This window comes from Kitasatospora sp. NPDC032121 (assembly GCF_055580145.1).
This window is the reverse complement of record NZ_JBVILX010000004.1, coordinates 188203-207123: the sequence shown is the minus strand read 5'-3', so window position 1 is coordinate 207123 and position 18921 is coordinate 188203. Positions and strand designations below refer to the sequence as shown.

General features: G+C 72.5%; 12 protein-coding genes. 4 read left to right on the top strand and 8 right to left on the bottom strand.

The features are described from left to right. Window positions 1–262: 262 nt before the first annotated feature. Complete coding sequence (locus ACZ5OX_RS14885; RefSeq protein WP_465630240.1) at window positions 263–1192, bottom strand: ABC transporter substrate-binding protein; 930 nt, start codon at window positions 1190–1192, stop codon at window positions 263–265. Window positions 1193–1768: 576 nt separating this feature from the next. On the opposite strand from ACZ5OX_RS14885, the gene ACZ5OX_RS14880 reads away from it, so the two are divergent. Both ACZ5OX_RS14880 and ACZ5OX_RS14875 read left to right on the top strand, forming a co-directional pair. After that, entirely contained in the window at window positions 1769–2962 is a 1194-nt protein-coding gene (locus ACZ5OX_RS14880) for an NAD(P)-dependent malic enzyme (RefSeq protein WP_465630239.1), read from the top strand. 242 nt (window positions 2963–3204) lie between these two features. Continuing rightward, window positions 3205–4167 (top strand): zinc-binding dehydrogenase, encoded by a 963-nt coding sequence (locus ACZ5OX_RS14875; RefSeq protein ID WP_465630238.1) that lies wholly within the window; start codon window positions 3205–3207, stop codon window positions 4165–4167. Between the two features lie 84 nt (window positions 4168–4251). On the opposite strand, the gene ACZ5OX_RS14870 is transcribed toward ACZ5OX_RS14875, so the two are convergent. From ACZ5OX_RS14870 to ACZ5OX_RS14840, 7 genes are all read right to left on the bottom strand, one after another. Next, window positions 4252–5292, bottom strand: coding sequence for a PadR family transcriptional regulator (locus ACZ5OX_RS14870; RefSeq protein ID WP_465630237.1), 1041 nt, complete (start codon window positions 5290–5292; stop codon window positions 4252–4254). Window position 5293: 1 nt separating this feature from the next. Further along, window positions 5294–6202: a DUF4097 family beta strand repeat-containing protein gene (locus ACZ5OX_RS14865; RefSeq protein WP_465630236.1), complete on the bottom strand. Its 909-nt coding sequence runs from the start codon at window positions 6200–6202 to the stop codon at window positions 5294–5296. A 222-nt stretch (window positions 6203–6424) separates the two neighbouring features. After that, window positions 6425–6604 carry a DUF6104 family protein gene (locus ACZ5OX_RS14860; RefSeq protein WP_049649445.1) on the bottom strand — a complete coding sequence of 60 codons (180 nt, stop codon included), beginning with the start codon at window positions 6602–6604 and terminating at the stop codon, window positions 6425–6427. A gap of 44 nt (window positions 6605–6648) precedes the next feature. Continuing rightward, complete coding sequence (locus ACZ5OX_RS14855; RefSeq protein ID WP_465630235.1) at window positions 6649–8604, bottom strand: protein kinase domain-containing protein; 1956 nt, start codon at window positions 8602–8604, stop codon at window positions 6649–6651. A 281-nt stretch (window positions 8605–8885) separates the two neighbouring features. Further along, window positions 8886–12635, bottom strand: a complete 3750-nt coding sequence (locus ACZ5OX_RS14850; RefSeq protein ID WP_465630234.1) for a multifunctional oxoglutarate decarboxylase/oxoglutarate dehydrogenase thiamine pyrophosphate-binding subunit/dihydrolipoyllysine-residue succinyltransferase subunit — start codon at window positions 12633–12635, stop codon at window positions 8886–8888. Between the two features lie 233 nt (window positions 12636–12868). Then, window positions 12869–14056, bottom strand: a complete 1188-nt coding sequence (locus ACZ5OX_RS14845; protein ID WP_465630233.1) for a sensor histidine kinase — start codon at window positions 14054–14056, stop codon at window positions 12869–12871. A 92-nt stretch (window positions 14057–14148) separates the two neighbouring features. Continuing rightward, complete coding sequence (locus tag ACZ5OX_RS14840) at window positions 14149–14886, bottom strand: response regulator transcription factor (protein WP_392874216.1); 738 nt, start codon at window positions 14884–14886, stop codon at window positions 14149–14151. Window positions 14887–15447: 561 nt separating this feature from the next. On the opposite strand from ACZ5OX_RS14840, the gene ACZ5OX_RS14835 reads away from it, so the two are divergent. After that, on the top strand, window positions 15448–16215 hold the full coding sequence (locus tag ACZ5OX_RS14835) for a rhomboid-like protein (protein WP_465630232.1): 768 nt from the start codon (window positions 15448–15450) through the stop codon (window positions 16213–16215). 205 nt (window positions 16216–16420) lie between these two features. Further along, the gene (lon, locus tag ACZ5OX_RS14830) at window positions 16421–18883 is read left to right on the top strand and encodes an endopeptidase La (RefSeq protein ID WP_465630231.1); all 2463 of its coding nucleotides are present in this window, start codon (window positions 16421–16423) and stop codon (window positions 18881–18883) included. The last annotated feature ends 38 nt before the right edge of the window (window positions 18884–18921 follow it).

Below are 18921 nucleotides of genomic sequence, written 5' to 3'. Positions count from 1 at the left end.
CGCCCGGGGGTGTACGAGGTACTGCTTCCGCCACCCTCCGCCGAGGTGGACGTTGACCGGTCGGCCTCGACCAGTGGCCGGCTCGATCCGAGATGGGGGGAATCCTGCCATCTGATGACAGTCAGGTGGCCCTCATCCAGATCAAAATCGGATAACGAGGGGTCGCACTGTCCGCTATTCGGACTTATCCCGTGCCCCTGTCACTCTGCGCATAAGTATGCAGACCCGTCCGTGCCGTACCCGGGGGCCCGCCGCCCGCCGGTCAGATGCCCCCGTTGACCACCGCGTTCTGCGCCGCGCCGGCGCTCACGTTCCACTTGGCCAGGATCTTGTCGTACTCACCGCTGCGGATCAGCTGGTCGATCGCCTTGGCCAGCACGTCGCGCAACTGCCCGTCGTCCTTGCGCAGCGCGATCCCGTACGGGTTGGAGGTGGACTGCCCGCCGGTCAGCTCGAAGCGGGCGCCGCCGTCGGTGGTCTTCGCCGCGTAGGCGGCCACCGGGAAGTCGTTCACGCCCGCCGCGGCCGCGCCGGAGGCGACCTCGGCCAGCGCCTTGGTGTCGGTGTCCAGCTTGTGGGGGACCAGCGCGGGACGGCCGGCCCGGGCGCAGACGGACACCTGGCGGGTGACGATCTCGTCCTGGGTGGTGCCCTGCTGGAACGCCACGGCCTTGCCGCACAGGTCGTCCAGGCTCTTGACCGCCTTGGGGTTGCCCTTCGGGACGACGATCGAGCTGCCGGCGATGAAGTAGTCCACGAAGTCCACGCCGGGGCCGGCCTGCTTGCCGTTCTCGTCCAGGGCGTCACGGCGCTTGCGGGTGTCGCTGAGCGCCGACATCACCACGTCGTACTGCTTGGCCTGGAGGTTCGGCACCAGCTTGTCGAAGGGGGTGTCGACGAACTCGACCCGCACGTCGAGGATCCGGCCCAGGGCGGCGGCGAGCTCCGGGTCGAGGCCGGTCGGGGTGCCGTCCGGGCCGCGGAACTCCACCGGGGGGTAGTTGACGTCCATTCCGACCCGCAGCACCCCGGCCGACTGCAGGGCCTTCGGCAGCTTGCCGCGCAGGTCCTTGACCGGATCCTTCGCGGCGGCCTGCCCGCCGCCGCCGCAGCCGGTCAGCAGCAGGGCTCCGGCGGTCGCCAGGGCGGTGGCGGCCGGGATCGGACGGCGGGCGAGGCGGGCGTGACGCATGAGGGCGGCTCCTGTGGGAGGGACGGGCGCCGCCACGGTGTCGCGCGGGTGTACGCGAAATGGCGGACAAGCGATCCTGCCATCCCGGCCTGCCGGGCCCGGCAGCGGGTGTGTCAGAATTCGGTACCGGGTGACCCCCGAACGCTCGAACCAGACCGACGAGCCCCGACAGGCTCGCGGTGCTCGGGAACGGAAGTCCTCACGTGGCTCCGTATCCGGGGCGCCGACTCCCTTCGGACCTGCGTTCACTCCTGCGGGTGCGCGTGCGCTCATGCCGCTGCCGCCGTCGGTGCCTGCGCTGAGACGCCGGGCTCCCGTGACGACAGCTCGGCGATGAACCGTACGTGACGAGGACGAAAAGGCATAGGTGCGATGCCGTCGTCCGACCTACGCTCGGCCCGTAAGCACAACGCGGACAACAGAAGACCCAACAAAACCCTCATCCGAGGGCGCCGCCCGACGGCAGCGCCCCGACCCTGACCCCGGGTCCGCTTCGGCGTACCCGGTTTCCGGTTTCCGGCCGGGTCGTCCTCCCGTCGGCCGCGTCCTCGCCAGATCAATGACGAAGAGGTCATCGTGGCAGCGGAGATCATCAGCAGCACCCAGGACACCGACGATCCGGTCGACGCGGTTTTCGCGCTCCACCGCGGCGGCAAGATGGAGATCCGGGCGACCGTCCCGGTGCGCGACGCGGACGACCTGTCCCTCGCCTACACCCCCGGTGTCGCCCGGGTCTGCACGGCCATCGCCGAGCAGCCGGAACTGGTCAACGACTACACCTGGAAGTCCAACACCGTCGCGGTGGTCACCGACGGCACCGCGGTGCTGGGCCTCGGCGACATCGGCCCGCAGGCCTCGCTGCCCGTGATGGAGGGCAAGGCCATCCTGTTCAAGCAGTTCGGCGGCGTGGACGCGGTGCCGATCGCGCTCGCCTGCACCGCGGTCGACGAGATCGTCGAGACCGTGGTCCGGCTGGCGCCCTCCTTCGGCGGCGTCAACCTGGAGGACATCTCCGCGCCCCGCTGCTTCGAGATCGAGCGCCGGCTCCAGGAGGCCCTGGACATCCCGGTCTTCCACGACGACCAGCACGGCACCGCGATCGTCACCACCGCCGCCCTGTGGAACGCCGCCAAGGTGACCGGCCGTGAGATCGGCTCGCTGCGGGCCGTCATCTCCGGCGCCGGCGCGGCCGGCATCGCCATCGCCAAGATGCTGGTCGCGGCCGGCATCGGCGACGTGGCCGTCTGCGACCGCAAGGGCGTGGTGTACGAGGGCCGCGGCGACCTCACCGACGTCAAGGCCGAGATCGCCGCGCAGACCAACCGCACCGGCCTCAAGGGCTCGCTGGCCGACGCGATGGCCGGCGCCGACGTGTTCATCGGCGTCTCCGGCGGCACCGTGCCGGAGGAGGTCGTCGCGACCATGGCCGAGGGCGCGTTCGTCTTCGCGATGGCCAACCCCACTCCGGAGATCCACCCCGAGGTCGCGCACAAGTACGCCGCGGTGGTCGCCACCGGCCGCAGCGACTTCCCGAACCAGATCAACAACGTGCTGGCCTTCCCTGGCATCTTCGCGGGCGCCCTGCAGGTCCGCGCCTCCCGGATCACCGAGGGCATGAAGCTGGCCGCCGCCAAGGCGCTGGCCGGCGTCGTGGCCGACGAGCTGACGCCGCAGAAGGTCATCCCCTCCCCGTTCGACGAGCGGGTCGCGCCGGCGGTCACCAAGGCCGTCGCCGAGGCCGCCCGGGCGGAGGGCGTGGCGCGGATCTGACGACGCGCCGGGGGAGCGCGCCGACCGCGGCGGCCGCTCCCCCGCACCCCCGCCGAGCCGAAGGGCGCGCCGCTGCCGGAAGCGAGCGGCGACAGGCGGGGTACGAGCGCCGGAGCGCCGGGCGCCGGCAGTGGGTCAGAGCGCCCGGAGGCGAGCGGGGGAGTCGGAGCCGGGACAGCCGGGACACGCGTCACACGTTCGCGTGGTTCCCGGCCCCGGCCGTCGGGGCTATCGTCCGGGGCATGTTCGCTGCCTACGCCGCACGTATCGACGCCGCCGACCCGCTGAGCGGGCTGGAGCTGGGTGACCTCCCCGAGCCGCAGGCCCGTCCCGGGTGGAGCGTGGTCACGGTCCGGGCCGCCAGCCTCAACCACCACGACCTCTGGTCGCTGCGCGGGGTCGGCCTGCCCGCCGAGAAGCTGCCGATGATCCTCGGCTGCGACGCCGCCGGCGTCGACGAGCACGGCAACGAGGTGGTCGTGCACTCGGTGATCGGCCAGAGCGGCCACGGGGTCGGCCCGGACGAGCCGCGGTCCATCCTGACGGAGCGCTACCAGGGCACCTTCGCCCAGCGGGTGGCCGTCCCCACCTGGAACCTGCTGCCTAAGCCCGCCGAGCTGAGCTTCGAGCAGGCCGCCTGCCTGCCCACCGCCTGGCTGACGGCGTACCGGATGCTGTTCACCAACGCCGGGGTCAAGCCCGGGGACACCGTCCTGGTGCAGGGCGCGGGCGGCGGTGTGGCGACCGCGCTGGTCGTCCTCGGCAAGGCGGCCGGCCTGCGGGTCTGGGTCACCGGACGGGACGAGGCCAAGCGCGCCCGGGCGGTGGAGCTCGGCGCCGACGCGGCCTTCGAGAGCGGCGCCCGGCTGCCCGAGCGGGTGGACGCGGTCATGGAGACGGTCGGCGCCGCGACCTGGTCGCACTCGGTGAAGTCGCTGCGCCCGGGCGGCACCATCGTCATCTCCGGGGCCACCTCCGGCCCCAGCCCGAGCTCCGCCGAGCTGAACCGGATCTTCTTCCTGGAGCTCAAGGTGGTCGGCTCGACCATGGGCACCAAGGAGGAGCTGGCCGGGCTGCTCTCCTTCTGCGCCAACACCGGCGTCCGGCCGGTGATCGACTCGGTGCTGCCGCTGACCGAGGCCAGGGACGGCTTCGCCCGGCTCGCCAAGGGCGACGTCTTCGGGAAGGTCGTCCTCAACCCCTGACCCGGGGCCGTCCGGGGCTCCGCACATGTGGCGGCCCGGCGCCTCCCGAAGGGGGCACCGGGCCGCCGTTCCGGACCGTCGGCGTCAGCCGAGCAGTCGCTTCAGCCGCTCGCCCGCGGTGCCCAGCACCGTACGGGCCTCGGCAAGCTCGTCCGCGCCCACCCCGCCGTCCCTGGCCGCGTCCCGCACCTGGTCGCGGAAGCGGTCGAGCAGCCGCTCCAGCTCACGGGCCGGATCCCCGGCCGGGTCGGTGCGGGCCCACGACGGCAGGTCGGCCGGGGTTCCGGGCTCGTTCCCGTCCTTGTCCAGGTCGATCCTGGTCACGGTGACCTTCTCGGTGGGCTCCGCGGCCGGCTCCTCCGGGCCGTGGCCCCAGCGGGCCGCGTCGGCCAGCCCGGCCAGGCCCTTGGTCAGCTCGGACAGGCCCTCGGCCAACCCGGTCGGCCAGTCGCCCTTCGCGGCGTGCTCGCGCACCTGCTGCTCGACCCGGCGCTTGATCCGCAGCGCCTCCTGCTGCGCGGCGGTGCGCGAGGCCTTGGCCTGCTCGCGCAGCCGGCGGGCCTCCGCCTCGGCGGCCTTCGCCTTGGCCTTGGCGGCCTGCTCCTGCTCCCGGGCGCGCTTGGCCTGCTCCTTCGCCTGCTGCTTGAACTGGGCGAACTCCTCCTTGGCGCGCTGCCAGGACTCGTTGTCGCCCCAGGGCCCGGCCCACGGGTCGCCGCTCTCGGCGCGCTCCGGCCGGGGCGCCTGCTTGGCGGCGTTCCACAGCTCCTCGCGCAGGTCCTTGGCGCTGTCCCGGACGTCCTCGCGGATCGCCCCGGCGAGCTGCGCCACGGAGTCGTGGATCTCTAGCTCCAGCTCGTCCAACTCGCCCTGCCGGGCTTCGAGTTCGACGCGTCCGGCGTCGGTCAGCCGGTACACCTTGCGGCCGCCCTCGGTGCTGTGGGTGACCAGGCCCTCCTGCTCCAGCTTGGCCAGCCGCGGGTAGACCGTCCCGGCCGAGGGGGCGTACAGGCCCTGGAAGCGCTCCCCCAGCAGCCGGATCACCTCGTAGCCGTGCCGCGGGGCCTCGTCCAGCAGCTTCAGCAGGTACAGGCGGAGCCGACCGTGGCCGAACACAGGGGTCATCTCAGGCCTCCTTGGTGAGGTTCGGCGTACCGGGGCCGGCCGGGAGTTCCTTGACGACCACCGGGCCCTCCTCCTCCGAGTCGGGGCGGCGCAGCACGGTGACCGCGCCGGAGACGGTGGTGACGTGGAGGTTGCCGCGGCCCTCGCCGAGTCGGCCGGAGATCTTCTTGGCGCCCCAGGTGCTGCTCATCTGGAGCTCCTCGAAGGTGCTGGAGACGTCGCCGCTGGTGGAGCCGGCCTCGACGGTGGCGTCGGCCGCGGAGGGGATCCTGACCACGACCGCGCCGCTGACGGTGTTGACCTTGACGTCGGTCTCGCCGGCCACGTCGAGGTCCAGGGTGACGGCGCCGGTGACGGTGTTGGCCTGGATCCGGTCGGCGGTGCCGGCGATCACGGTGAGCTGCCCGGAGACGGTGTTGACCTTGAGCCGGCCGCCGACCGCCTGGGCGTCGACGTCGCCGGTGACGGTGCTCGCGTCGATCCGGCCGGTCACCCCGGCGAGGGTGGTGTCGCCGTTGGCGCTCTGCACCGAGACGCGCCCGTCGATGCCGCTGACGGTGGCGTGGGCGGACACGGTGCCGACCTTGACCTCGACGTCGGCGGGGACGGTCACGGTGACGCCCGCGATCCGCTTGCGCTTGAAGGAGCCGAAGAAGTTCCGCACCGAACCGACGGACTTGACCCAGTCGCCGAACTCGCCCCAGCTGTTGATGTCCTTGTAGGTCACGGTCAGGACGCCGTCCACCAGGGTCACGTGCAGCGGGTCGCCGACCAGCTCGGTGACCTCAAGACGGGCCGGGCCGTCGGCCGCCACCACGTTCACCGTGCCCTCGATGGTCCGCACGTGCAGCGCGCGCACCGACTCGTCGAAGGTGATCCTCTCGGTGCCCTCGACCGTCCACTGGCTCATCTCTGCCGCCTCCCGTTGGCGATCGCGATGTATCGCGTTCTCTTCTAAAGACGATATATCGCGTGCTGGCAGAGTCAAGCGCTCCGGCCCCCGTCCCGACCCCGATCCGTCCCCGACTCGTCCCCGAGGCCTCCCCTACGGGGCCGGCGGAGCTCCGTGCCCGAACACGCGTGAGGCCCGGGAGGCGGTTGCCTCCCGGGCCTCACGACGGCCGTCACCGGGTCACTCGTCGTCCTCGTCGTCGAGCCGCGCCAGCCAGGTGGCCAGCCGCTCGACCGGGACCTCGAAGTCCGGGTTGAGGTCGACGAACGTGCGCAGCTGCTCGGCCAGCCACCCGAGGGTGACCTCCTCCTCGCCGCGCCGGTTCTCCAGCTCCTCGATGCCTCGGTCGGTGAAGTACACGGTTCGCTCCGGTCCGGTGGGGATTGACCTGGTCAGGATAGTGCTCAGCCGGCGCGCCAGGTGCTGACGGTGACCTTGGCGGCCCCGGAGGTCGGGTCGGCCTGCTCGATCGCCACGATGGCGATGTTGCGGGTGACCCGGTCCCGGACGCAGAGCAGCCGGCCGGGCGCGACCCGGTTGTACGAGAGGTCGGTGTCCGGCCGGGAGTCGATCGCGGCGGCGCACTGCTCGGCGGTGACGGACGGCTCGGTGATCACCGCGAAGTCCGACTTGTTGTCGCCGTAGCTGGCGAAGGCGTTGGCCTTGCTGCCACTGCTGTTGTTGGTGACCCCGAAGCCCCACTTGAGGTCGGTGGAGCGGGGCACCACGGTGCCCGAGTCCAGGTCGATCCGGTAGGCGTCGGAGGAGTAGTCGGCGCTGGGGATCGCCAGCGACTTCTTGTCCAGCATCGGGGAGTAGCCGGTGGGCCGGGCCGGGGCCGAGACGGTGCTCTGGCCGGGCTTGGGGGAAGAGGCCGTCACCGGGTCGGTGGAGGCGGAGGCGCTGGGGGAGGAGGCCGGCTTGGTCGGATCAGGGCCCTGGGTGACGGTGACCGCCGGGGCCGGCTTGGCGTCCGACGCCTTGCCGTCGTCCAGCTTCTTCATCAGCACCACGCCGCCCGCGGTGCCGCCGACCGCCATCACCAGGGCGACGGTGAGCAGCACCTTCCAGGACACCCCGCCCTTGCGCCCCGGCCCGGGCTCCGGGGCCGCGGCGGGCGCCGGGTCGGCGGTCAGTGCCGGGCCGGGCGGCGGGGTGTCGTAGGACGGCGGCTCCGGCTGGAGCCGGACGGTCGGCGGGGTGGACAGCACCGGCGCGGTCGGCGACTCGGTGGGCGGCTGCGGGGCGCCGTACGAGCCGACCGGCGGCGGCGTGAAGCCGTGCGGGGGCGTCGGCGGCTGCTGCGGCGGGTGCACCGCGGTGGCCGGGTGGGTCGGCGCGCCGGGCGGCGGGGGAGTGGCCGGCATCGCGGGCGGCGGGGTCGGCGGGGTGGCGGGCGCGGCCGGCAGCGGGGTGGGCGGAGTCTTGGGCAGGTCCGAGCGGCGGGTGATCTCGGTGTTGACCTCGCGCGGCAGCCAGTCGTCGCCGAACCGCAGCTGGCCGCCGACCTCCGGGTGGTTGCGGGCGACCCGGATGATCTCGGCGGGCGTGGGGCGGTCCTCCGGGGACTTCGCCAGGCAGCGCTGGATCAGCTCGCGCAGGTCCGCCGGGACGGCGGTGAGGTCCGCGTCCTCGTGCACCACCCGGTAGAGCACCGCGGTGTCCGGGCCGTCGCCGAACGGCGCGGTGCCGCCGGCCACGTACGCGGCCAGGGCGCCGAGCGCGAAGACGTCGGTGGCCGGAGTGACCGGGCGGCCCTGGGCCTGCTCGGGGGACATGAAGGCGGGGGAGCCGATCCGGTAGCCGGTGCCGGTCAGCGCGGTGGCGTCGGCGGCGCGGGCGATGCCGAAGTCGATCACCCGCGGGCCGTCCCCGGCGACCAGCACGTTGGCGGGCTTGAGGTCGCGGTGGACCACCTCGACGCTGTGGATCGCCTGGAGGGCCTCGGCGATGCCGCCCATCAGCAGCAGCACGGTGCGCACCGGGAGCGCGCCGTTCTCGCGCACCACCTGCTGGAGGGACGGGCCGGGGACGTACGCGGTGACCAGCCAGGGGGCGTCGCCGTCCAGGCCGCCGGAGTCGATCACCTGCGCGGTGTAGAGCCCGTGGATGCGCTGGGCGTTGCTGACCTCCTGGGCGAAGCGGCGGCGGAACTCGCCGTCCTCGGCGAACTCCGGGCGCACCACCTTGAGCGCGACCGGGCGCCCGCCCGGGGTGTACGACAGGTAGACCCGGCCCATGCCGCCGGCGCCCAGCCGGGCGAACAGCCGGTAGCCGCCGACCTCCCGCGGGTCGTCCGGGAGGAGCGGCTGGAAGACCGGTGGGAGCTTTCCGGCGTCCCGAGGCGTGTCGGCGGTCATGTGGTGGTCCCCCTGGGAGAGCGGTGAGGCGGTACGGCCGTGGCGGTCGGGCGCGCGGACGGGCACCGGGGCCGCCGGACGGCGAGGCATAACCTACCGACCCGTCAGGAGCTCGCGCACCGCGGTTCCGCTTTGGTTGCAGAGCTGGGACCAAAAGGTCAGCGCGCAAGGACTCCTGACGGGCGGGCGGGAACGCCCGGCCGGCGCGCGGGAACGCCCGCGGCCCCGCCCTCCGGTGGGAGGACGGGGCCGCGGGCGTGGAGAGTGCGGGCTTCAGCGCGTCAGAGCGCGAAGACCTCCTCGACCAGGGCCTGCTGCTCGGCGGCGTGCCGCTTGGCCGAGCCGACCGCCGGGGACGAGGCCGCGGTGCGGGCGACGCGGCGCAGACGGGCGTCGCCGCCGCTGCGGCCGATGACGACCTGCAGGTGGTCGACCAGGTTCATCGCGATGAACGGCCAGGCACCCTGGTTGGCCGGCTCCTCCTGCGCCCAGACGAACTGGACGTCGTCGCCGTAGCGGGCCAGCTCCTCCTGGAGCTCGGCCACCGGCAGCGGGTAGAGCCGCTCGACCCGGACGATCGCGGTGTCGGTGACGCCGCGCTCGGTGCGGGCCGCCTCCAGGTCGTAGTAGAACTTGCCGGCGGTGATGACCACCTTGCGGACCTGCGCCGGGTCGACGGTGTTGTCGCCGATGACCGGGCGGAACGAGCCGGACAGGAACTCCTCGGTCGCACTCGCCGCGGCCTTCAGACGCAGCATCGACTTCGGGGTGAAGACGACCAGCGGCTTGTGGTGCGGGTTGTGCGCCTGCCAGCGCAGCAGGTGGAAGTAGTTCGACGGCAGGGTCGGCATGGCGACCGTCATGTTGTTCTGCGCGCACAGCTGGAGGAAGCGCTCCGGGCGGGCGGACGAGTGGTCCGGGCCCTGGCCCTCGTAGCCGTGCGGCAGCAGCAGGGTGACGCCGGAGTGCTGGCCCCACTTCTGCTCGGCGGAGGCGATGTACTCGTCCACCACGGTCTGCGCGCCGTTGACGAAGTCGCCGAACTGCGCCTCCCACATGACCAGCGCGTTCGGGCGGGTCAGCGAGTAGCCGTACTCGAAGCCCATGGCCGCGTACTCCGACAGCAGGCTGTCGTAGACGGTGTAGCGGGCCTGGTCCTCGGTGAGGTACTGCAGCGGGGTGTAGTCCTCGCCGGTCTTGCGGTCGATCAGGACGGCGTGCCGCTGGCCGAAGGTGCCGCGGCGGCTGTCCTGGCCGGCCAGGCGGACCGGGTGGCCCTCCATCAGCAGCGAGCCGATGGCGAGGGTCTCGCCCATCGCCCAGTCGATGGTGTTGTCCTCGACCGAGGCGGCGCGGCGCTGCAGCTGCGGCATCAGGCGCGGGTGGACGGTCAGCCAGTCCGGCAGGTTGACCTGCGAGGCGGCGATCCGCTTGACCATCTCCTGGGAGATGCCGGTCTGGATGGAGACCGGGAAGTCGGCGACCGGCTTGCCGGCGGTGGCGGCGGCCGGTGCCTGGGCCGCGTCGCGGACCTCGGCGAAGACCTTCTCCAGCTGGCCCTGGAAGTCCTGGAGCGCCTGCTCCGCCTCTTCCATGGTGATGTCGCCGCGACCGATCAGGCCCTCGGTGTACAGCTTGCGCACCGAGCGCTTCTTGTCGATCAGGTCGTACATCAGCGGCTGGGTGAACGACGGGTTGTCGGCCTCGTTGTGACCGCGGCGGCGGTAGCAGATGAGGTCGATCACGACGTCCTTGTGGAACGCCTGGCGGAACTCGAAGGCGAGCCGCGCGACGCGGACCACGGCCTCCGGGTCGTCGCCGTTCACGTGGAAGATCGGGGCCTCGATCATGCGCGCCACGTCGGTGGAGTACATCGAGGAGCGGCTGCTGGCCGGGGCGGCGGTGAAGCCGACCTGGTTGTTGACCACCATGTGCACGGTGCCGCCGGTGCGGTAGCCGCGCAGCTGCGACATGTTCAGGGTCTCCGCGACGACGCCCTGGCCGGCGAAGGCCGCGTCACCGTGGATCTGGATCGGCAGCACCGGGAAGGTGGTGCCGCCCTGGTCCAGGATGTCCTGCTTGGCGCGGGCGATGCCCTCGAGGACCGGGTCCACGGCCTCCAGGTGGGAGGGGTTCGCGGCGAGCGAGACCTTGATGGTCTCGCCGTCCAGGCCGGTGAAGGTGCCCTCGGAGCCGAGGTGGTACTTGACGTCGCCGGAGCCGTGCATCGACTTCGGGTCGAGGTTGCCCTCGAACTCGCCGAAGATCTTGCCGTACGGCTTGCCGACGATGTTGGCCAGCACGTTCAGGCGGCCGCGGTGGGCCATGCCGATGACGACCTCGTCGAGGCGGTGCTCGGCGGCGGCGTCGATCGTGGCGTCCAGCAGCGGGATGAGCGACTCGCCGCCCTCCAGCGAGAAGCGCTTCTGCCCGACGTACTTGGTCTGCAGGAAGGTCTCGAAGGCCTCGGCCGAGTTCAGGCGGCGGAGGATCCGCAGCTGCTCCTCGCGCTCCGGCTTGGTGTACGGCTTCTCCAGGCGCTCCTGCAGCCACTGGCGCTGCTTCGGGTCCTGGATGTGCATGTACTCGACGCCGACGGTGCGGCAGTACGTGTTGCGCAGCAGGCCGAGGATGTCGCGGAGCTTCATCATCTTCTGGCCGCCGAAGCCGCCGACCGCGAACTCGCGCTCCAGGTCCCACAGGGTGAGGCCGTGGGTGGTGACGTCCAGGTCGGGGTGCTTGCGCTGCTTGTACTCCAGCGGGTCGGTGTCGGCCATCAGGTGGCCGCGGACCCGGTAGGAGTGGATCAGCTCCATGACGCGGGCGGTCTTGTTGACCTCGTCGTCGTGGGTGGTGGCGACGTCGGTGGCCCAGCGGACCGGCTCGTACGGGATCCGCAGCGACTCGAAGATCTCGTCGTAGAAGCCGTTCTCGCCGAGCAGCAGGCGGTGGATCTCGCGCAGGAACTCGCCGGACGCCGCGCCCTGGATGACGCGGTGGTCGTAGGTCGAGGTCAGCGTCATGATCTTGGAGACGCCCAGGCGGGCCAGGGTCTCCGGGGCGGAGCCCTGGAACTCGGCCGGGTACTCCATGGCGCCGACGCCGACGATGGTGCCCTGGTTCTGCATCAGGCGCGGCACGGAGTGCACGGTGCCGATGCCGCCGGGGTTGGTCAGCGAGACCGTGACGCCGGTGAAGTCGTCCATGGTCAGCTTGTTGGCGCGGGCCCGGCGGACGATGTCCTCGTAGGCCTGCCAGAAGCCGAAGAAGTCGAGCGTCTCGGCCTTCTTGATGGCCGCGACGACCAGCTGGCGGTCGCCGTTCGGCTTGACCAGGTCGATGGCCAGGCCGAGGTTGACGTGCTCCGGCTTGACCAGGAAGGCCTTGCCGTCCTCCACCTTGTAGCTGTGGTTCATGCCCGGGGCGGCCTTGATGGCCTGGACCAGGGCGTAACCGATCAGGTGGGTGAAGGAGACCTTGCCGCCGCGGGCGCGCTGCAGGTGGTTGTTGATGACGATGCGGTTGTCGATCAACAGCTTCGCCGGGACGGCGCGGACCGAGGTCGCGGTCGGCACCTCCAGCGAGGCGTCCATGTTGGTGGCGACGGCCTTCGCCGGGCCGCGCAGCTGGATCAGCTCGGGGCCGGTGGCGGCGGCGGGCGCGGCCGGCGCCGGGGCGGCGGCCTTGGGGGCCGGGGGCGCGGCGGGCGCGGCGGCGAGCGGAGCCGGGGCGGCGGCCGGGGCCGGGGCGGCCGGAGCAGCCGGGGCGGCGGGCGCGGCCGGAGCAGCAGCAGCGGCGGGCGCGGGGGCAGCGGCAGGGGTCGGCGCGGAGCCGGCCTGGGTCGCGGCCTGGGTCACTGGGGTCACCTCGGTACCGGGCTTGTAGTCGGCGAAAAAGTCCCACCAGGCTCGGTCGACCGAGTTCGGGTCCTGGAGGTACTGCTGGTAGATCTCGTCGACGAGCCACTCATTGGGGCCGAAGCCAGTGGAACTTGCCGAGCTGTTGGGGGTTTCAGGGGACTGTGGCGACACGGCGGCAACCGCCCTCTTCCGCTTCCTTTTGGGATGTTTGGACAGCGGGGATTAAGGCTACGCCCCTGACCAGTGATCGCGCAGTCCCCGGGGCCCAGGCGTCGCCCAGATCACAGTGTTGACCTGCACTTTGGCTGAAAAAGTGCGTTAGGAAGCCGCATCTGAGGGGAAGCGATCGGCGCTGAACAGGGCCCATACTCGGACCAAACCGGACAAAAACTCGGTCGAATCCTTTAACGATCTTCGCATGCGTCTGTGTCGGATCTGTGACAAATGTCCCGACCGTCACCCTGGCGCTGCCCGGGCAGCCGGACCTCGATCCGGCAGCCGCGCGGGGACTCGGCCACCGCGATCCGCCCGCCGTGCAGGTCCACCGCCCAGCGGGCGATCGCCAGGCCCAGCCCGGTGCCGCCGTCCGCGCCCGGCCCGGCGGCGGTGGCGGTGCCGCTGCGGCCGAACCGCTCGAAGACCCGGGTGCGGTCGGCCGGCGGGATGCCGGGGCCCTCGTCCTCGACCTCCAGCAGCAGGCCGCCAGGCTCGCCCTCCGGTCTCGCCCGCACCGTCACGGTGCCGCCGGGCGGGGAGTGCTTGCAGGCGTTGTCGACCAGGTTGGCGACCACCTGGTGCAGCCGTTCGGGGTCCGCCACGCCGGTCAGGCCGGTCGGGCTGACCTCCAGGGCCAGCCGGACGTCCCCGCGCCGGGAGAAGGCGCCGCCGGCCGTCGCGCCGTCCACGGTGACCCCGCGCAGCACGCCGTCCAGGAACTCGCGCACCTCGAAGGGGCGGGCGTCCAGGTCGACCACGCCGTCGTCGATCTTGGAGAGGTCGAGCAGGTGGGTGACCAGCCGGCCGAGCCGCTCGGTCTGCTCCAGCGCCGCCTCCAGGGTGGCCGGATTGGGCTGGACGACGCCGTCCACCACGTTCTCCAGGACGGCGCGCAGCGCGGCGATCGGCGTGCGCAGCTCGTGCGAGACGTTGGCGACCAGTTCGCGGCGGTGCCGGTCGGCGGCCTGGAGGTCGGCGGCCATGGCGTTGAAGGCGGCCGCCAGCTCGCCGATCTCGTCGCGTGAGCTCGCCTCGACCCGGCGGCTGTAGTCGCCGGAGGCCATCGCGCGGGCGGCGGCCGTCATCTCGCGCAGGGGGGCGGTCAGCCCGTGCGCGAGGAACTGCATGAAGAGCAGTGAGGCGATCATGGAGAAGACCACGATGATCCGGATCTGGGTCTCGGACCGGATCGCCACGACCACCATCCCGGTGGCCAGGAACACGGAGACGATCACGAGCAGGGCGAGTTTGCCCTTGATCGATCGGACCGGGTCGAGCGGCCGGATGTCGGCCCAGACCCGGCGGGCGGCGCGGGCGGCCAGGTTCTGCTGCCGCGTGCCGTCGGATTCCCCGTTGCGTTGCTGTGGAAAGGTCATTGTCCCCTGTGGTCCCGCGTTGTCCCCCGCGTGGTGGCACGGCGTCGTCCGGACACGGGCCCCCCGGTGGCCCGTCGCCCGTGAGGCGAACGCTAGGAGAGCGGGGCCTCCAGCGCGTAGCCGACGCCGTGGACGGTGCGGATCCAGCTGGCGCCGATCTTCCGGCGCAGCGCCTTGACGTGGCTGTCGACGGTGCGGGTGCCGGAGGCGTCGGTCCAGTCCCACACCTCGGCCAGCAGCTGCTCGCGGGTGAGCACGGCGCGCGGCTGGGCGGCCAGGCAGGCGAGCAGGTCGAACTCGGTCGGCGTCAGGTGGACGTCGCCCGAGGCCAGCCGGACCCGGCGCTGCACGTGGTCGATCTCCAGCTCGCCGAACCGCAGGCTGCCCAGGGCGGGCGTGCGGGCGGCCTGCTGGGCGCGCTCCACGCGGCGCAGCAGGACGTTGACGCGGGCGGCCAGTTCGCGCATCGAGAACGGCTTGGTCATGTAGTCGTCCGCGCCCACGCCGAGGCCGACCAGCAGGTCCGTCTCGTCGTCGCGGGCGGTCAGCATCAGTACCGGCACCGGGCGCTGGGCCTGGATCCGGCGGCACACCTCCAGCCCGTCGAAGCCGGGCAGCATGATGTCGAGGACGACCAGGTCCGGCTGCCAGGTGTGGAAGCCGTCGACCGCGCCGGGGCCGTCGTGGGCCACGGCGACCTTGAAGCCCTCGGCGCCCAGCCGGGCGGCGATCGACTCGGCGATCGTGGGCTCGTCCTCCACCACCAGTACTCTGCGCTGGCTGCTCACAGTGCCACCGGTGTGCTGGTTGTCCTGCTGGATTTCTGTCACGGTCACGCCACCGCCCCCAGGGCTGCGGGCCGGCCACCTGTGGGGATGGCGGGGCTCCGCTCGTAGTCTTGTTCCGTCGTGGACTGTGCCGGGTCCGCCGTCCCGCCGCGCGATCGGGAGACGGGGACGGATGGTCGGCCGCCCACTTCTCCCGCGCACTTCGCAGCGTACGGACAGCGGATGCTTCCCGGCAGGTGGACCGGACGTTTCCGGCCCGTGGGCCGGCTCTCGGGCCGCCCTCGGACCCACTGCACGAGTGGGCACGGGCCGATACCTTACCCGGCGAATTTTCTCTGCGTAACGGTACGTATGCAGTCCAGTTGACGTCGAGGCGCCGGTCAGAGGCCTTGTTGCCGCATTGAGGGGGAGAAGGTCTGGACCAATATCGGGAATCCGGCGGTCCGCCGCGGCGACGGTCTTCACGGGCTTTTCCCAGGTGTCTCCCAGAACCTCGACGTACCGTGGCCACGACAAGACCCGACCGGGCGGAATCCGCGGCGCGCGCCGGTACGTTGGGCACCTGACGAGGAGTCGGTGGCTGCGGCGTGGAGCGGAGGCGGCATGGCGGGACTCGGGCGGGGCGCCGAGGGGTTCGGGGCCGCGGGGGCGCCGTACGCAATGCTCCGCCTGGGGCTGCGCGCCGGCGTCGTGGAATGGCTGATGGAACGGGTGCCGACACCCCGGAGAACGCCCTTCACCATCGGATACCTCGCCGTCGTGGGAGCCACCACGACCTTCGCCGGGCTCGCCGATCCTGAACTCGTCCAGCGTCTGCAGGAAGCCTCCAGTTCGGACGGGCACAACCTGCTCCAGCACCCTTTGCGCGCTCTTGTGCTGAGCGGGTTCTGGGTGGCCGGCGGGGTGTGGATGCCGTATCTATGGGGATTCGCCCTCACCCTCGCGCCGCTGGAGCGCAGGGTCGGTCCGGCACGGGCGGCGGCGGTGTTCGCGGCCGGGCATGTCGCCGCGACGCTGCTCTCCCAGGGCGTGGTGATCGCCGCGGTGGAGACCGGGCGGATGGCGCCCGAGGCGATGGACCACCTGGACATCGGGGTCAGCTACGGTGTGCTCGCCTGCCTGGGTGCGGTGGCAGGGCTGCTCTCCTGGCGCGGGCGGCTGCTGGCGCTGGGCGGTGCCGGGCTGATGATCGCCGAGCAGATCGCCTCCGACCGGGACGTGGTCACCGGGGTGGGGCACCCGGCCGCGGTGCTGACCGGGGTCGCGCTGTGGCGCTGGCTGCGCCGGGTCGAGCGGCGCCCGTCCAGGTCGCGTCCGGTCGCCGCGACGGCCTCCGGCGGTGCGCCGGCGCGGGTGCGGGCGGTGCGTTGACGCCGTCGCCCGGTCGGGGTTCACCGGGCTCGGGCGCTCGGCTGTCAGGACTTCCCCAGGAGTCCTCGGCCTCCTTTTGACACGGTCGCGGGAAGGGCCTTCCGCACCGAATCCCGTTCGCTCACGGCGAACAGGGCGTCGGGAACATCCGGCGACCGCCAGGCCTTAGTCAGGTCGACTCAAGTTCGCTGACTGGGGAGAGATCATGGCATCGACGTCCACACCGCTCACCCTGCCCGTGCTGCCGCTCGACGACGAGGTCGTCCTGCCGGGCATGGTGGTCCCGCTGGACCTGAAGGACACCGAGGTGCGCGCCGCGGTCGAGGCCGCCCGGGCCGCCGCCACCGGCAAGCCGCAGGTCCTGCTGGTCCCGCGGGTGGACGGCTCGTACGCGGCGGTCGGCACGCTGGCCACCGTGGAGCAGGTCGGCCGGCTGGCCGACGGCCCCAACACGTTGTTGCAGTCGGCCGCGCTGGTGCGTGCCGTGCGCCGGCTCCGGATCGGGGTCGGCACTACCGGCCCCGGCGCCGCCCTCTGGGTGGAGACCACGCCGTTCCGGGAGTCCTCGGTGGGCACCCCGGTGGCCGGCCGGACCGCCGAGCTGGTCAGGGAGTACAAGGCGCTGTCCACCCAGTGGCTGCGCAAGCGCGGCGCCTGGCAGATCGTCGACCGGGTCGACCGGATCGAGGGCGTCGGCGAGCTCGCCGACAACATCGGCTACGCGCCCTTCGCCACCGCCGAGCAGAAGCTCAAGGTGCTGCTGGAGGCCGACCAGGTCGCCCGTCTGGAGTACGCGCTCACCCTGCTGCGCGACCACCTCGCCGAGGAGGAGGTCAACGACACCATCCGCAAGGACGTCGAGGAGGGCGTGGCCAAGCAGCAGAAGGAGTTCCTGCTCCGCCGCCAGCTGGAGGCCGTCCGCAAGGAACTGGCCGAGCTGAACGGCGAGGCCGCCGACGAGGAGGGCGACTACCGCGCCCGGGTCGAGGCCGCCGACCTCCCCGAGAAGGTCCGCGAGGCCGCGCTCAAGGAGGTCGACAAACTGGAGCGCGCCTCCGACCAGTCACCCGAGGGCTCCTGGATCCGCACCTGGCTGGACACCGTCCTGGAGCTGCCCTGGAACGAGCGCACCGAGGACGCGTACGACATCGCCGGCGCCCGCGCGGTGCTGGACGCCGACCACGCCGGCCTGGCCGACGTGAAGGACCGGATCGTCGAGTACCTGGCCGTCCGCAAGCGCCGGGCCGACCAGGGGCTCGGGCCGGTCGGCGGCATCAAGGACGTGCAGGGCGAAGCCCTTCCCAAGAAGGTCGGCGGTGGGCGGCGGGCGGGAGGAGGCGCGGTGCTGGCCCTGGTCGGCCCGCCCGGCGTCGGCAAGACCTCGCTCGGCGAGTCGGTGGCCCGTGCCATGGGCCGCTCCTTCGTCCGGGTCGCGCTCGGCGGCGTCCGGGACGAGGCGGAGATCCGCGGCCACCGGCGCACCTACGTCGGCGCGCAGGCCGGCCGGCTGGTGCGGGCGATCAAGGAGGCCGGCTCGATGAACCCGGTCGTCCTGCTGGACGAGATCGACAAGGTCGGCTCCGACCACCGGGGAGACCCGGCGGCCGCCCTGCTGGAGGTGCTGGACCCGGCACAGAACCACACCTTCAGGGACCACTACCTGGAGGTCGAGCTCGACCTCTCCGACGTCGTCTTCCTCGCCACCGCCAACGTGCTGGAGGCCATCCCCGAGCCGCTGCTCGACCGGATGGAGCTGGTCCGGCTGGACGGCTACACCGAGGACGAGAAGATCGTCATCGCCCGGGACCACCTGCTCCCGCGCCAGCTGGAGCGGGCCGGTCTGAACGGCGAGCAGGTCACCGTCGACGAGTCGGCGCTGCGCGGGCTCGCCGGGGAGTACACCAGGGAGGCGGGCGTCCGGAACCTGGAGCGCTCGATCGCCCGGGTGCTGCGCAAGATCGCCGCGCAGGCCGAACTGGGCGAGCGCGAGCTGCCCGCCTCCGTCGGCGCGCAGGACCTGCGCGCACTGATCGGCCGTCCGCACCACGTGCCGGAGTCCGCCCAGGAGCCGGCCGAGCGCCGCACCGCCGTCCCCGGCGTGGCCACCGGCCTCGCGGTGACGGGCGCCGGCGGCGACGTCCTCTACATCGAGGCCTCGCTGGCCGACGCCGAGACCGGCGGCACCGGGCTGACCCTCACCGGGCAGCTGGGCGACGTGATGAAGGAGTCCGCGCACATCGCGCTCTCCTACCTGCGCTCGCGCGGCGCCGAGCTGGAGCTGCCGGTCACCTCGCTGCGCGACCGCGGCGTGCACCTGCACATCCCGGCCGGGGCCGTCCCCAAGGACGGGCCGAGCGCCGGCATCACCATGACCACGGCGCTGGCCTCGCTGCTCTCCGGCCGCAAGGTGCGCACCGACGTGGCGATGACCGGCGAGGTGTCGCTGACCGGGCGGGTGCTGCCGATCGGCGGGCTGAAGCAGAAGCTGCTGGCCGCCGACCGGGCCGGGATCACCACGGTGATCATCCCCAGGCGCAACGAGGCCGACCTGGACGACGTCCCGGCCGAGGTGCTGGAGCGGCTCGCCGTCCACCCGGTGGCGGACGTGCGGGAGGTGCTGGAGCTGGCGCTGGAGCCGGCCGGGGCCGCGGTGCTGGTGGCCGCCTGACCGGGAGCCCGGGCCGCCGCGGTGGCGGCCCGGGCACC

Bases quoted from the DNA above. Each gene is read 5' to 3' on its own strand.
- ACZ5OX_RS14885 (WP_465630240.1), bottom strand. From the start codon at position 1,192: ATGCGTCACGCCCGCCTCGCCCGCCGTCCGATCCCGGCCGCCACCGCC.
- ACZ5OX_RS14865 (WP_465630236.1), bottom strand. From the start codon at position 6,202: ATGAGCCAGTGGACGGTCGAGGGCACCGAGAGGATCACCTTCGACGAG.
- ACZ5OX_RS14870 (WP_465630237.1), bottom strand. From the start codon at position 5,292: ATGACCCCTGTGTTCGGCCACGGTCGGCTCCGCCTGTACCTGCTGAAG.
- ACZ5OX_RS14835 (WP_465630232.1), top strand. From the start codon at position 15,448: ATGGCGGGACTCGGGCGGGGCGCCGAGGGGTTCGGGGCCGCGGGGGCG.
- lon (WP_465630231.1), top strand. From the start codon at position 16,421: ATGGCATCGACGTCCACACCGCTCACCCTGCCCGTGCTGCCGCTCGAC.
- ACZ5OX_RS14855 (WP_465630235.1), bottom strand. From the start codon at position 8,604: ATGACCGCCGACACGCCTCGGGACGCCGGAAAGCTCCCACCGGTCTTC.
- ACZ5OX_RS14845 (WP_465630233.1), bottom strand. From the start codon at position 14,056: ATGACCTTTCCACAGCAACGCAACGGGGAATCCGACGGCACGCGGCAG.
- ACZ5OX_RS14875 (WP_465630238.1), top strand. From the start codon at position 3,205: ATGTTCGCTGCCTACGCCGCACGTATCGACGCCGCCGACCCGCTGAGC.